Consider the following 14,795-nt stretch of genomic DNA (forward strand, 5'->3'; position numbering starts at 1 on the left):
AATCGATCGAAGACTTAATCAATTATTATTTCAACGTTTTGCGACGCAAAATCGTTTACTTACTATCTAGTTTTGAATGTATACTCATTCACTTGTCTGGTGACAATGGCAAGGAGGTCACACCTGTCCCCATGCCGAACACAGAAGTTAAGCTCCTTAGCGCCGATGGTAGTGGGATTTACGTTCCGCTAGAGTAGGACGTTGCCAGGCAATTAAATCGTATGGATGCGATGAGCCGATATTGAGACCGAAGGGTCTCTTTTTTTATGCCTAAATTTAGCATCAAAGCCGTAGGCAAAAAGAAAGTAAACTAAAAGAATAAACGGCACAAACTTCGGAGTGAACACGTTAGCGTCTATTTAGCTTTGCGAAGAGAAAGCGATTGAAGCTGATGAATTGAGAAAAAGAGAGCAGCGAGTTTAGTTGGGCTAAATGAGCCAACGAGAGACGAAAATGAAGAAAGATGCGAACGCTTGCCTCAAAGCAAAGGAAGCTCCATAGCGCCGATGGTAGCAGATTACGTTCCGCTAGAGGATGAGCCGATATTGGGACCTAAAGGTTTCTTTTTTTATGCCTATTTTTATAATATGATTGAATTAAATACACCCGGGGGGATATTATGATTCAATCTATAAATCACATTACTTTTTCAGTATCAGATATCAAAGCATCTATAAAATTTTATAGAGATATTTTAAAAGGTAAAATTTTAGTAGAAGGTGATCATACTGCATATTTTACAATCGGTGGTATATGGATTGCTTTGAATGAAGAAACTAATATACCTAGAAATGAAATACACAGTTCGTATACACATATAGCTTTTACTATCGAAGAAATTGAATTTGAGGATTGGTACAAATGGTTAAAAGCGAATGGGGTCTATATATTGGAAGGTCGTGAGAGAAATAAAAGAGATAAAAAATCAATTTATTTTACGGATCCAGATGGTCATAAATTAGAACTACACACTGGCACATTGCAAGATAGGTTAGAATATTATAAAGAAGAAAAAAGACATATGAAATTTTATGAATAAGGCAAAAAGTTTAATTGTTTAAATAAATCTCTACCATAAATTAATTACTTAACTTCTGATGTATTATTTTAATTGATTATTTTTATCTTTAATTCCAAGTATTTTTGATATACAATCAGATATAGGCGCAATATCTCTCCTTATTGTTGGTTTAAGGCACTTACAATTATAGAGATATTTGCGCCATTTTTATATTCTTAAAGACACAAAAAATCGAACTGATTTTTTTCATCAGTTCGATTTAGTATAGAACCAGATTAAGCAATACATGTTGCTTAATCTCTTTTTTTGTTTAAAGGATATGTCTCTTATCACTTCTACTCCACTCACTTACTTTACTTCTCTCATATCGTTAATGCTTTAATTAAAGTATCGGTATGGGATTCAAGTTGATCGTTAGGAATGCCACCAAAACCTAGTATAAATTTCGGTTCATATTGGGGTTGATTGTCATAGTTATAAACATTCAATTTTAATTTTAGTTGTTGTGCTCGTTCTATACATTCTTCTAAGGTCAATCCATTTTTAACCGTAAGAGTAAAATGCATACCTGTAAAAGCGCCTTCGATTTGAAGTTGATGATGATAAGGCGTGAGTTTATCTAAAATATAACTTAGTTTTTCCCTATAAATTTTACGCATTTTATTTAAATGTCTTTCGAAGCTACCAGAAGACATAAAATTAGCAATGATTTGTTGGATATGAACAGGTACAGTATTACTTTCTTTATGCCCCATAGCATGATATTCACTTAACAATGTATTAGGTAAGACTATGTAAGCAATACGACAACTAGGATACAGTGATTTAGAAAATGTACTTATATAAATTACTTTGTCTTTTTTATCTAAATTTTGTAGTGCTGAAATAGGTTTGCCGTAATATCTGAATTCTGAATCATAGTCATCTTCAATAATATAGCGACTGGCTTTTTGGTGTGACCATTTTATGAGCTGAGTGCGCTTTTTTAAATTCATTACATATCCGGTAGGAAATTGATGTGAAGGTGTGATATATAAAATATCATTTTTTGAATTAAGTACTTCGCTAGTGTTAATTCCATCTTCTTCGACAGTAGCTTGTATATAAGGTCGTTGTTGCTTATCTAATACATGCTTAATTGGTGGATAACTTGGTTTTTCTATAATAAATGATGAATCATTAAGAAGTTCTATTACCATATTTAATAACTGTTCGGTAGAGGAACCAATAATGATTTGATTAGGATGACATGATACGCCTCTACTGTTAAACAAGTAATGTGCTATTTGTTGACGTAACGCAATCTCCCCCTGTAAATCTCCTTTTTCTAAAAGTTCTAATTGATCGTCCTCGAAGACTTCTTTTGCATATTTTCTAAATAAATGAAGTGGAAAATATTCTGCGTCAATTTCTGCTAAATTAAAATAATATTGATAGTCGGTATCAGCGGTATTAGGAGTATCTTCAATCGTATGAGTATCGCGTACATTAATAATAGGTAGAGACTGAATATCTGAAACATAATAACCTGAACGTGGTTTTGAATAAATAAAGCCTTCATCTAGTAGTAATTGGTAAGCATGTTCAATAGTGGTATGACTTAATGATAAATGTTCACTAAGTTGGCGTTTAGAAGGAAACTTATCATCTGACTGATATTGTCCTTCTATAATTTGATTTTTTAATTTTTTATACAATGATAAATATAACTTTTGTTTTTTAGACATATAAACTGGCCCCTATATTTATAAATAAATTGCACCTTTTTAAATATCAGTTTATATCATAAAATGGGTTTAATCAATTGGAAAAGGGGTTTATTGTATGTCTAAAATTGTAGGATCTGAACGAGTTAAACGAGGAATGGCTGAAATGCAAAAAGGCGGCGTTATTATGGACGTTGTTAATGCAGAACAAGCTAAAATTGCTGAAGAAGCAGGCGCTGTAGCAGTAATGGCTTTAGAACGTGTACCATCTGATATTAGAGCAGCTGGTGGAGTAGCACGTAGCGCTAATCCTAAAATTGTAGAAGAAGTAATGAATGCAGTGTCTATCCCTGTTATGGCTAAAGCACGTATTGGTCATATTACTGAAGCACGTGTATTAGAAGCTATGGGAGTAGACTATATTGATGAGTCTGAAGTTTTAACACCTGCTGACGAAGAATATCATTTAAGAAAAGACCAATTTACAGTTCCATTTGTTTGTGGTTGCCGTAATTTAGGTGAAGCTGCTCGTCGTATTGGAGAAGGTGCAGCAATGTTACGTACTAAAGGGGAACCAGGTACTGGTAATATTGTAGAAGCTGTTAGACACATGAGAAAGGTTAACTCTGAAGTGAGTCGCTTAGTAGTAATGAATGATGATGAAATCATGACATATGCGAAAGACTTAGGTGCGCCTTACGAAGTATTAAAACAAATTAAAGATAACGGTCGTTTACCAGTCGTTAACTTTGCAGCAGGTGGCGTGGCGACACCTCAAGATGCAGCGTTAATGATGGAATTAGGCGCTGACGGTGTGTTTGTAGGTTCAGGAATTTTCAAATCAGATGATCCTGAAAAATTTGCTAAAGCAATCGTACAAGCCACTACACACTATCAAGATTACGAACTTATTGGAAAATTAGCTGCTGAGCTAGGTACTGCAATGAAAGGTTTAGATATTAACCAAATTTCATTAGAAGAACGTATGCAAGAGCGTGGTTGGTAATATATGAAAATAGGTGTATTAGCGTTACAAGGTGCGGTACGTGAACACATTCGTCACATTGAACTTAGTGGTCACGAAGGCATTGCTGTAAAAAGAGTTGAACAGTTAGACGATATCGATGGATTAATTATTCCTGGTGGAGAATCTACTACTTTAAGACGATTAATGGATTTATATGGTTTTAAAGAAAAGTTACAACAATCTGACTTACCAATGTTTGGAACTTGCGCAGGGCTCATCGTGCTTGCTAAAGACGTGGAAGGCGAAACGGGTTATTTAAAGAAATTAGATATTACAGTAGAGCGTAACTCATTCGGTAGACAAGTTGATAGTTTTGAAGCTGAACTCGATATTAAAGGTATTGCTGAAGATATTGACGGCGTATTTATTAGAGCCCCTCATATTTCTAGTGTGGAAAATGGGGTAGAAGTATTGAGTTCAGTTGGAGATAAGATTGTTGCCGTTAAACAAGATAAATATTTAGGTGTTTCTTTCCATCCTGAACTAACGGATGATTATAGAGTGACACAATATTTTATAGACCATATGGTAAAGTAAAATAGTATGACAAAAGGAGGCTACTCAATTTCGAGTAGCCTCCTTTTTAAGAATAAAGCTTTTGTGATAATGTATCTTATTAAATAAAGAAACCTGCGATTGTTGCTGAAATAAATGATACTAATGTCGCACCAAATAATAACTTAAGACCAAAGCGAGCTACGACGTCACCTTTTTCAGAGTTAAGTGATTTGATGGCACCAGAAATAATACCAATTGAGCTAAAGTTAGCGAATGATACTAAGAATACTGATGTAACACCTTTCGCATGCTCAGAGATGCCTTTAAGGTCACCTAGTGATTGCATCGCAACGAATTCGTTAGATAATAATTTAGTCGCCATAACTGACCCAGACTGTACTGCATCTTGCCAAGGTACACCAGCTAAGAAGGCTAATGGAGCAAAGACGAAACCAATTAATGTTTGGAAGTCCCAATTAATAGCACCGCCAGAGATTAGGCTGAATATACCGCCTACAATACCATTTAATAATGCGATAATAGCGATATAACCGATTAACATTGCGCCTACGATAACGGCAACTTTGAAACCGTCTAAAATGTATTCCCCTAACATTTCGAAGAACGATTGATTTCTAGTTTCGCTTTCATCAACTAATAGTTTATCTTCTTCTTCATTAACTTTATAAGGGTTAATGATAGATGCGATGATGAAACCACCGAATAAGTTTAATACTACGGCAGTAACGACATATTTAGGTTCAATTAGACTGAAGTAAGCACCAATGATTGACGCTGAAACAGTAGACATTGCCGAAGCCGTTAAAGTATATAAACGGTGTTTAGGTATGTAAGGTAATTGTTTTTTTAAAGAAATGAAAACTTCTGATTGTCCTAAGATTGCTGCTGCAACTGCATTGTATGATTCTAAACGTCCCATACCGTTGATTTTAGAGATTAAGAATCCTAAAACATTAATAATCCATGGCAAAATTCGAGTATATTGTAAAATACCGATTAATGCTGAGATAAAGACGATTGGTAACAGTACGTTAAAGAAGAATGGTGGATTTTTTGGATCGACATATTTAAATCCGCCAAATACAAAGTTAACCCCTTCTGCTGCTTTCTGTAATAAGTAGTTAAATCCCTCTGAAATGCCACCGATAACTGTAATACCTGCTGTTGTTTTTAATAAAATGAACGCAAAAACAAGTTGGATAACAAGCAATATACCCACATATTGCCAACGAATATTTTTTCTGTCAGAGCTAAATAAGAATGCAAGCGCTAAAAAGAAAATAATCCCAATAATCCCAATGAGAATATGCATAACTCTACTCCTTTATCTTTTATTTACCTAATATAATACATTAAATTAGTAAATGTAACATCCTAATTTTTTAATAATTAAAAAACAAATTGGTTGAAAAAGGTCAAAGATGCTCCTATAATATAGTCAAAGAAGGTCAAAAGAGGTGGTAAATCATGCACAACATGTCTGACATCATAGAACAGTACATTAAAAAATTATTTGAAGAAACTAATGAAGACGTGGTAGAAATTCAACGGGCAAATATTGCTCAACGTTTCGACTGTGTACCTTCTCAATTAAATTATGTTATTAAAACAAGATTTACAAATGAACATGGCTATGAAATAGAAAGTAAACGTGGTGGCGGAGGTTACATCCGAATCACTAAAATTGAAAATAAAGATGCAACAGGATATATTAATCATTTAATGCGTTTAATAGGCCCATCAATCTCACAACAACAGGCATATTACATTATAGATGGTCTATTGGATAAAGGCTTAATTAGTGAAAGAGAAGCTCGAATGATTCACGTCATTGTCGATCGCGAAACATTAAAAATGGACGTGGTGGCACGAGATATCATTAGAGCGAACATCTTGAAACGATTATTACCAATTATTAATTACTATTAATAGAGAAAAAGCGAGGTGTCTATGTGTGCTTTGCGAAAATTGTCATTTAAATGAAGCAGAGGTTAAACTCACAGTTAAAAGTAAAGAAGGAACTTCTGAAAAATGGGTATGTTCAATATGTGCAGAGGGTGATAACCCTTGGCAACAGAATGACTCTACTTCCTCATATTCACAGTTCCAGGATGACATTGAAGAAGCATTTGTCGTAAAACAGATATTGCAACATTTGGCGGCTAAACATGGAATTAATTTTCATGAAGTAGCTTTTCAAGAAGAAAAACGATGTCCTACATGTAACATGACGTTAAAAGATATTGCGCATGTAGGGAAATTTGGATGTGCCAATTGTTATGCGATGTTTAAAGATGACATTGTAAACATTGTGAGACGTGTGCAAGGAGGACAAATTGAACACGTAGGTAAAACACCTCGTTCTTCACATAAGAAACTTGCAATCAAGAAACAAATTGAAGAAAAAACGAAGTATTTAAATACCTTAATTGAAGAACAAAACTTTGAAGAGGCAGCGGTAATTAGAGACGAAATTAAGGCTTTGAAAGAGGAGAGTGGGGTGGAACCTAATGAGTGATATTAATACGCCTATAAGTGAATGGATGAAAGAAACTGCCGAGTCACCGATTGTGATGTCATCGCGTATTCGATTAGCCAGAAACTTAGAGAACCATGTTCACCCGTTAATGTTTCCATCTGAGCAAGCCGGCTTTAGGGTCATCAACGAAGTTCAAGATGCATTACCAGATTTATCGCTTATGCGTCTCGATATGATGGATCAACAGAATAAAATGAAGTTGGTAGCTAAACATCTTATTAGCCCAGAGTTAATCAAACAGCCAGCTTCAGCAGTATTATTAAACGAAGATGAGTCGATAAGTATTATGATCAATGAAGAAGACCATATTCGTATTCAAGCAATGGGTAATGACTTAACGCTTCATGAGCTATATGACAAAGCTTCTGAGATTGATAATACACTCGATGAATTTTTAGAGATTAGCTATGACGAGCAGTTAGGATATTTAACCACGTGTCCAACAAATATCGGTACGGGTATGCGAGCAAGTGTAATGCTCCACTTACCTGGCTTGTCTATAATGAAGCGTATGAACCGTATCGCCCAAACGATAAATCGTTTCGGTTTTACGATTCGAGGTATATATGGAGAAGGCTCACAAGTTTATGGCCATATTTACCAAGTTTCAAATCAACTCACACTTGGTAAAACAGAAGAAGAGATTATTGATAATTTAACTGAAGTTGTTCAACAGATAATTAATGAAGAAATACAAATTCGTGAACGTTTAACTCAATATAATGAACTTGAAACATTAGACCGCATCTACCGCTCACTCGGTATTTTGCAAAATTGTCGAATGATTTCAATGGAAGAAGCATCTTATCGATTAAGTGAAGTGAAATTAGGAATTGATTTAGGATACCTTACTTTAGAAGATTTTAAGTTTAATAAATTAATGGTAAGTATTCAATCGGCATTCCTATATAACGATGAAGATGAAACTATATCAGTAAATGAAAAAAGAGCGGATATATTAAGGGAACATATAAAATAGGAGGTACAAAGATATATGCTATTTGGTAGATTAACTGAACGTGCGCAACGTGTTTTAGCACATGCACAAGAAGAAGCAATTCGCTTGAACCATTCTAATATCGGTACAGAACACTTATTACTTGGATTGATGAAAGAACCAGAAGGTATTGCAGCTAAAGTATTAGAAAGTTTCAATATCACTGAAGATAAAGTCATCGAAGAAGTAGAGAAACTAATTGGTCACGGCCAAGAACAAACAGGTACATTGCACTATACACCAAGAGCGAAGAAAGTAATTGAACTTTCAATGGATGAAGCGAGAAAGTTACACCATAACTTTGTAGGTACTGAGCATATTTTATTAGGTCTAATCCGTGAAAATGAAGGCGTAGCAGCTCGCGTATTCGCTAATCTAGATTTAAACATTACTAAAGCACGTGCTCAAGTTGTTAAAGCTTTAGGTAGTCCAGAAATGACTAATAAAAATGCAACAGCTAACAAATCAAACAATACGCCAACATTAGATAGCTTAGCACGCGATTTAACAGTAATAGCTAAAGATGGTACGTTAGATCCAGTAGTCGGCAGAGATAAAGAAATTACACGTGTCATTGAAGTGTTAAGCCGTCGTACTAAAAACAACCCTGTACTCATTGGTGAACCTGGGGTAGGTAAAACAGCCATTGCAGAAGGCTTAGCGCAAGCAATTGTGAATAGTGAAGTACCAGAGTCACTTAAAAGTAAACGTGTAATGTCATTAGATATGGGTACAGTTGTAGCTGGTACTAAATATCGTGGTGAATTTGAAGAACGTTTGAAAAAAGTAATGGAAGAAATTCACCAAGCAGGTAATGTTATTTTATTCATTGATGAATTGCATACGTTAGTAGGTGCCGGTGGTGCTGAAGGTGCTATCGACGCTTCAAATATTTTAAAACCAGCGTTAGCACGTGGTGAATTACAATGTATCGGTGCAACGACTTTAGATGAATATCGTAAAAACATCGAAAAAGATGCTGCGTTAGAACGTCGTTTCCAACCTATTCAAGTAGGTGAACCTACTGTAGAAGATACTATTGCTATCTTAAAAGGCTTACGTGACCGTTACGAAGCACATCACCGCATCAATATTTCTGATGAAGCAGTTGAAGCGGCTGCAAAATTAAGTAACCGTTATATTTCAGATCGCTTCTTACCAGACAAAGCGATTGACTTAATAGACGAAGCTAGTTCAAAAGTACGACTAAAAAGTCATACAACACCTAATAACTTAAAAGAAATTGAACAAGAAATCGAAAAAGTTAAAAATGAAAAAGATGCAGCTGTACATGCACAAGAATTTGAAAATGCAGCTAATTTAAGAGATAAACAAACTAAATTAGAAAAACAATATGAAGATGCTAAAAACGAATGGCAAACTTCACAAGGTGGTCAGTCTACATCACTATCTCAAGAAGATATTGCAGAGGTTATTGCAGGATGGACTGGTATCCCATTAACTAAAATTAATGAAACTGAATCAGATCGCTTATTAAATCTAGAAGATACACTGCATAGTCGTGTTATCGGCCAAAACGATGCTGTAACATCTATCAGTAAAGCGGTACGTCGTGCACGTGCAGGCTTAAAAGATCCTAAACGTCCAATTGGTAGCTTTATCTTCTTAGGACCAACAGGCGTAGGTAAAACTGAATTAGCACGTGCTTTAGCTGAATCAATGTTCGGTGAAGAAGATGCAATGATTCGTGTCGACATGAGTGAATTTATGGAGAAACATGCAGTGAGCCGTTTAGTCGGAGCGCCTCCAGGCTATGTAGGTCATGATGATGGTGGCCAATTAACTGAAAAAGTAAGACGTAAACCTTATTCAGTTATTCTATTCGATGAAATTGAAAAAGCACATCCAGATGTATTCAACATTCTTTTACAAGTATTAGATGATGGTCATTTAACAGATACAAAAGGTCGTCAAGTAGACTTCCGTAACACTGTGATTATTATGACATCAAACGTTGGAGCACAAGAGTTACAAGACCAACGCTTTGCAGGATTCGGTGGCGGTTCAGAAGGTCATGACTACGAAACAATTCGTAAAACAATGATGAAAGAACTTAAAAATGCATTCCGTCCAGAATTCTTAAACCGTGTAGATGATATTATCGTCTTCCACAAACTGTCTAAAGATGAATTAAAAGAAATTGTAACAATGATGGTTAATAAATTAACTAAACGTCTTTCAGAACAAGACATTAATATCAAAGTTACTGATAAAGCGAAAGAAAAAATCGCCGAAGAAGGTTATGACCCTGAATATGGTGCGCGTCCATTAATCAGAGCTATCCAAAAAACAGTAGAAGATAACCTTAGTGAATTAATTTTAGACGGCAATAAAATTGAAGGTAAAGAAGTTATCATCGATCATGATGATAAAGAATTTAAATATGACATCCATGATAGAGACGCTGCATCTTCAAAAGATGAAAAAGAAACATCTGAAACTGAAGCATAGAACAATGCCGTAGTAGAAGAGTGAGACAGAAATCTTTATAATTAAGATTTCTGTTCTCACTTTTTTTATATTAATATTGAAAATAAAGGCTCAATTAAAAAACGAACGTAATTACATAAAGGTCTTTAGTCTCTTATCTGTCTTTACATTTGTCATTATTACCCTATACATATAAAATAGATTTGTTCAAAGAAAAATCGGGGGTGCAATTTTGGCCAAAAAGAAAGTAATTTTCGAATGTATGGCTTGTGGCTATCAATCTCCAAAATGGATGGGTAAATGTCCGAATTGTGGCGCATGGAACCAAATGGAGGAAATTGTAGAGAAAGCTTCAAATCCTAAACATGGCGTGAAGGCGAAAGAGTCGAGCGCAAAAGTACAAAAATTAAACAGTATTAAGCATGAAGCAACTCCAAGAGTACAAACAGCATCGACAGAATTTAACCGTGTATTAGGCGGAGGAATTGTTAGTGGATCTTTAGTATTAATCGGCGGGGACCCAGGTATTGGGAAGTCCACGTTATTACTACAAATTTGCGCATCATTATCACAAAAGTTGAATGTTTTATACATAACAGGTGAAGAATCACTCAATCAAACTAAATTACGTGCTGAGCGTTTAGAAGAAGATTCGAGTAATTTAAATGTTTTAGCTGAAACAGATTTAGAAGTTATTCACCAGACCGTTCAACAAGAACAACCCGATATATTAGTCGTGGATTCAATTCAAACTATTTATCACCCTGAGATTAGTTCGGCACCTGGTTCAGTATCACAAGTTCGAGAAAGTACACAGAGCTTGATGAATATTGCTAAACAAATGAATATTGCGACTTTTATTGTTGGACATGTAACGAAAGAAGGTCAAATTGCTGGGCCACGTTTATTAGAACATATGGTAGATACGGTATTGTATTTTGAAGGTGATGAACACCATGCCTACCGAATTTTGAGAGCAGTTAAAAACCGCTTTGGTTCAACTAATGAAATGGGCATTTTCGAAATGAAACAAAGTGGTTTAAAAGGTGTTCAAAACCCATCTGAAATGTTTTTAGAAGAACGTTCGACCAATGTACCTGGTTCGACAATTGTAGCAACTATGGAAGGCACACGACCGTTACTTATTGAAGTACAGTCTTTAGTAACACCAACTACCTTTAACAATCCACGACGTATGGCCACAGGTATTGACCATAATCGATTGAGTTTATTAATGGCAGTTCTAGAGAAGAAGGAGAATTATTTACTTCAACAACAAGATGCCTATATCAAAGTGGCTGGTGGCGTCCGTTTAACTGAACCGGCAGTAGATTTAAGTATCATCGTAGCAACAGCTTCTAGCTTTAAAGACAAAGCAGTAGATGGCTTAGATTGTTATATTGGTGAAGTCGGCTTAACGGGAGAAGTGAGACGTGTATCTCGCATCGAACAACGTGTGCAAGAGGCCGCTAAGTTAGGATTTGAAAGAGTGGTTATTCCACAAACAAATATCGGAGGATGGACGTTTCCTGAAGGTATTCGCGTAGTAGGTGTGTCTACCGTTCATGAAGCGCTTAAATATGCGTTTAAATCTTAAATAGGATAGCAAAAGAGGTGAAATTTATGAAAGTTTTAAAAGGAATAGTAGTCATTATCTACATTATTCTTGGAGCTGCTCTCGGTATTTTGTTGATACCAGAAATAGTGCGTGACTTAAATATTAATAACTATCCTATTTTAACCAATTATTACGTTGATGGTTTAATTGGTATACTTCTTTTCTTCCTAATATTTGGATTGTTTATTAATAAAGTCACACGTACGCTTAAAACGGCGGAACATTGGATTATGCGACGTAGTGCAGTAGAAATTTTATTTGCGACACTAGGCCTAATCATCGGACTATTTATTTCAGTAATGGCGTCCTTTATTTTAGAAATTATTGGCAACTCTATCTTAAATCATCTGATACCGCTCATTATCACACTCTTATTGTGTTATTTGGGGTTCCAATTTGGTTTGAAAAAGCGCGATGAGATGCTGTCGTTTTTGCCTGAGAATATGGCGCGCTCTATGTCTAAAAGTAATGTCAGCGCAGTGCCTAAATTATTAGACACAAGTGCAATTATTGATGGCCGTATTTTAGATATTATACGGTGTGGGTTTATTGACGGTGAAATTCTCATTCCACAAGGCGTGATTAATGAATTACAAGTAGTGGCTGATGCTAATGATAGTGTTAAACGTGAAAAAGGACAACGCGGTTTAGATATCTTAAATCAATTACATGACTTAGATTATCCGACACATGTAATTCATCCACAAACATCGCATAGTGACATAGACGAATTATTAATTAAGTTAGCTCAGACATATCATGCCCATGTTATTACAACTGATTTTAACTTGAATAAAGTATGTCATGTACAAAGGATTAAAGCGTTGAACGTTAATGATTTATCTGAGGCGATTAAACCGAATTTACACCAAGGCGACCACATTAATATTTTACTTACTAAAATGGGCAAAGAGCCTGGTCAAGGCGTAGGTTATCTTGATGACGGCACAATGGTTGTTGTCGATAATGCTAAGCAACTTGTAGGTAAACATGTCGATTTAGAAGTGATTAGTTTATTACAAACTTCTTCAGGACGTATTATATTTGCTAAAAAGATAGACGACATAGTGTAGGTATGGCACATAGCGTTTCATGTGAAACGTCGGCTTTAGTGCGACACTTTTCAAAAATAAAGTCCGGGATTATGTCGACTTAAAGAAGTAGTGATGAACGGAAGTTGAGCAAGAACATGTGACTTATCAAAGTACATATTTAGTGCTACAATAATGTAGAAATGCGAAGTTTTATCTAACATGAGAATGGAGAGGAAAGTTATTCGAAAACGAGTCATTAATGATGGTTTGGGATAGCTTTTTTCTAATGGAAAGAAGATGTTTCTTAACGAGTTATAAATACGAAGGTAAGACGTTTAATATCCGTCAATATTAGATAAAATGAACGAATTCGTTATTTAAGAATAAATCAATATTATAGGAGTGAATATAATGAGTGAACGCGTAAGAGTGAGATATGCGCCAAGTCCAACTGGATACTTACACATTGGTAATGCGAGAACAGCATTATTTAACTATTTATTTGCTAAACACTACGATGGTGATTTCGTCGTACGTATAGAAGATACAGATAGTAAACGTAACCTTGAAGATGGTGAATCTTCACAATTTGATAATTTAAGATGGTTAGGACTAGACTGGGACGAATCTATCGACAAAGATAAAGGTTATGGTCCTTATCGTCAGTCTGAACGTGGAGATATTTACAATCCATTAATTCAACAATTATTAGATGAAGACAAAGCTTATAAATGTTATATGACTGAAGATGAGTTAGAAAAAGAACGTGAAGAACAATTAGCGCGTGGTGAAATGCCTCGTTATGGTGGTAAACACGCTCATTTAACTGAAGAAGAACGCCAACAATTTGAAGCGGAAGGTCGTAAACCGGCAATTAGATTCCGTGTACCTCAAGATCAAACGTATACGTTCAATGACATGGTTAAAGGTGAAATCTCATTTGACTCTAACAATATGGGCGACTGGGTTATTGTGAAGAAAGATGGTATTCCAACTTATAACTTTGCAGTAGCAATCGACGATCATTATATGGAAATTACAGATGTTATCCGTGGAGATGACCACGTGTCTAATACACCTAAACAATTAATGATTTATGAAGCATTTGGTTGGGAACCACCTCGTTTTGGTCATATGTCATTAATTGTTAATGAAGAACGTAAAAAATTAAGTAAACGTGATGGTCAAATCTTACAATTCATCGAGCAATACCGTGATTTAGGATACTTACCAGAAGCATTATTTAACTTTATTACATTATTAGGTTGGTCACCTGAAGGCGAAGATGAAATTTATTCTAAAGAAGAATTTATTAAAATCTTTGATGAAAAACGTCTTTCTAAATCACCAGCAATGTTTGATAGACAAAAACTTGCTTGGGTTAACAACCAATATATGAAGACTAAAGATACTGAAACAGTATTCCAACTTGCATTACCTCATTTAATTAAAGCAAACTTAATTCCTGAAGATCCTAGCGAAGAGGATCAAGATTGGGGTCGCAAACTTGTAGCACTTTATCAAAAAGAAATGAGTTATGCTGGAGAAATTGTGCCATTATCTGAGATGTTCTTTAAAGAAATGCCTGAATTAGGCGAAGAAGAACAAGAAGTGATTAATGGAGACCAAGTTCCAGAATTAATGAGTCATTTATATGGCAAATTAGAAGCTTTAGAACCTTTCGAAGCTGCTGAAATTAAGAAAACAATAAAAGAAGTTCAAAAAGAAACAGGTATCAAAGGTAAACAATTATTTATGCCTATCCGTGTAGCGGTAACTGGCCAAATGCATGGACCTGAATTACCAAATACAATTGAAGTATTAGGTAGAGATAAAGTTTTATCACGTTTAAAACAATACGTTTAAAAATGAGTGGATATAAT

12 protein-coding genes and 1 rRNA gene are annotated in these 14,795 nt (G+C 35.2%); 11 read left to right on the forward strand and 2 right to left on the reverse strand.

What is annotated here, in order from left to right; all coding sequences use genetic code 11:
• Positions 1–95 precede the first annotated feature (95 nt).
• Positions 96–210, forward strand: a 5S ribosomal RNA gene (gene rrf / locus HS848_RS00005).
• A gap of 409 nt (positions 211–619) precedes the next feature.
• Entirely contained in the window at positions 620–1,039 is a 420-nt protein-coding gene (gene fosB, locus HS848_RS00010; protein WP_198610816.1) for a FosB/FosD family fosfomycin resistance bacillithiol transferase, read from the forward strand.
• A gap of 344 nt (positions 1,040–1,383) precedes the next feature.
• Here the strand turns inward: fosB and pdxR are convergent, their stop codons facing one another.
• Positions 1,384–2,748, reverse strand: coding sequence for a MocR-like pyridoxine biosynthesis transcription factor PdxR (gene pdxR, locus HS848_RS00015; RefSeq protein ID WP_198610817.1), 1,365 nt, complete (start codon positions 2,746–2,748; stop codon positions 1,384–1,386).
• A gap of 97 nt (positions 2,749–2,845) precedes the next feature.
• Here pdxR and pdxS point away from each other — a divergent pair, with 97 nt between their 5' ends.
• On the forward strand, positions 2,846–3,733 hold the full coding sequence (gene pdxS, locus HS848_RS00020; RefSeq protein WP_107507820.1) for a pyridoxal 5'-phosphate synthase lyase subunit PdxS: 888 nt from the start codon (positions 2,846–2,848) through the stop codon (positions 3,731–3,733).
• A 3-nt stretch (positions 3,734–3,736) separates the two neighbouring features.
• Complete coding sequence (pdxT, locus tag HS848_RS00025) at positions 3,737–4,291, forward strand: pyridoxal 5'-phosphate synthase glutaminase subunit PdxT (protein WP_198610818.1); 555 nt, start codon at positions 3,737–3,739, stop codon at positions 4,289–4,291.
• A 79-nt stretch (positions 4,292–4,370) separates the two neighbouring features.
• Here pdxT and HS848_RS00030 read toward each other — a convergent pair whose 3' ends face one another.
• Positions 4,371–5,585 carry a NupC/NupG family nucleoside CNT transporter gene (locus tag HS848_RS00030; protein ID WP_198610819.1) on the reverse strand — a complete coding sequence of 405 codons (1,215 nt, stop codon included), beginning with the start codon at positions 5,583–5,585 and terminating at the stop codon, positions 4,371–4,373.
• A 155-nt stretch (positions 5,586–5,740) separates the two neighbouring features.
• Between HS848_RS00030 and HS848_RS00035 the strand changes: the two genes are divergently transcribed.
• The 7 genes from HS848_RS00035 (at position 5,741) to gltX (ending at position 14,778) form a co-directional block, all read left to right on the forward strand.
• The gene (locus HS848_RS00035) at positions 5,741–6,202 is read left to right on the forward strand and encodes a CtsR family transcriptional regulator (protein ID WP_107507823.1); all 462 of its coding nucleotides are present in this window, start codon (positions 5,741–5,743) and stop codon (positions 6,200–6,202) included.
• Between the two features lie 25 nt (positions 6,203–6,227).
• Positions 6,228–6,791 carry a UvrB/UvrC motif-containing protein gene (locus tag HS848_RS00040; protein ID WP_198610820.1) on the forward strand — a complete coding sequence of 188 codons (564 nt, stop codon included), beginning with the start codon at positions 6,228–6,230 and terminating at the stop codon, positions 6,789–6,791.
• Entirely contained in the window at positions 6,784–7,791 is a 1,008-nt protein-coding gene (locus tag HS848_RS00045) for a protein arginine kinase (protein WP_198610821.1), read from the forward strand. Before HS848_RS00040 ends, HS848_RS00045 begins: the two co-directional genes overlap by 8 nt.
• Positions 7,792–7,806: 15 nt before the next feature.
• Entirely contained in the window at positions 7,807–10,281 is a 2,475-nt protein-coding gene (locus HS848_RS00050; RefSeq protein ID WP_198610822.1) for an ATP-dependent Clp protease ATP-binding subunit, read from the forward strand.
• A gap of 211 nt (positions 10,282–10,492) precedes the next feature.
• A complete protein-coding gene (radA, locus tag HS848_RS00055) occupies positions 10,493–11,857 on the forward strand; it encodes a DNA repair protein RadA (protein ID WP_107507827.1) in 1,365 nt (454 codons plus the stop codon).
• 26 nt (positions 11,858–11,883) lie between these two features.
• On the forward strand, positions 11,884–12,951 hold the full coding sequence (locus HS848_RS00060) for a PIN/TRAM domain-containing protein (RefSeq protein ID WP_198610823.1): 1,068 nt from the start codon (positions 11,884–11,886) through the stop codon (positions 12,949–12,951).
• A gap of 372 nt (positions 12,952–13,323) precedes the next feature.
• Complete coding sequence (gene gltX, locus HS848_RS00065; RefSeq protein WP_198610824.1) at positions 13,324–14,778, forward strand: glutamate--tRNA ligase; 1,455 nt, start codon at positions 13,324–13,326, stop codon at positions 14,776–14,778.
• Positions 14,779–14,795 lie beyond the last annotated feature (17 nt).

The organism is Staphylococcus caledonicus (assembly GCF_016238465.1).
Classification (GTDB): domain Bacteria; phylum Bacillota; class Bacilli; order Staphylococcales; family Staphylococcaceae; genus Staphylococcus; species Staphylococcus caledonicus.

Coding starts and splice junctions, on each gene's coding strand:
- fosB (WP_198610816.1), top strand. CDS start 620: ATGATTCAATCTATAAATCACATTACTTTTTCAGTATCAGATATCAAA.
- pdxR (WP_198610817.1), bottom strand. CDS start 2,748: ATGTCTAAAAAACAAAAGTTATATTTATCATTGTATAAAAAATTAAAA.
- pdxS (WP_107507820.1), top strand. CDS start 2,846: ATGTCTAAAATTGTAGGATCTGAACGAGTTAAACGAGGAATGGCTGAA.
- pdxT (WP_198610818.1), top strand. CDS start 3,737: ATGAAAATAGGTGTATTAGCGTTACAAGGTGCGGTACGTGAACACATT.
- HS848_RS00030 (WP_198610819.1), bottom strand. CDS start 5,585: ATGCATATTCTCATTGGGATTATTGGGATTATTTTCTTTTTAGCGCTT.
- HS848_RS00035 (WP_107507823.1), top strand. CDS start 5,741: ATGCACAACATGTCTGACATCATAGAACAGTACATTAAAAAATTATTT.
- HS848_RS00045 (WP_198610821.1), top strand. CDS start 6,784: ATGAGTGATATTAATACGCCTATAAGTGAATGGATGAAAGAAACTGCC.
- HS848_RS00050 (WP_198610822.1), top strand. CDS start 7,807: ATGCTATTTGGTAGATTAACTGAACGTGCGCAACGTGTTTTAGCACAT.
- HS848_RS00060 (WP_198610823.1), top strand. CDS start 11,884: ATGAAAGTTTTAAAAGGAATAGTAGTCATTATCTACATTATTCTTGGA.
- gltX (WP_198610824.1), top strand. CDS start 13,324: ATGAGTGAACGCGTAAGAGTGAGATATGCGCCAAGTCCAACTGGATAC.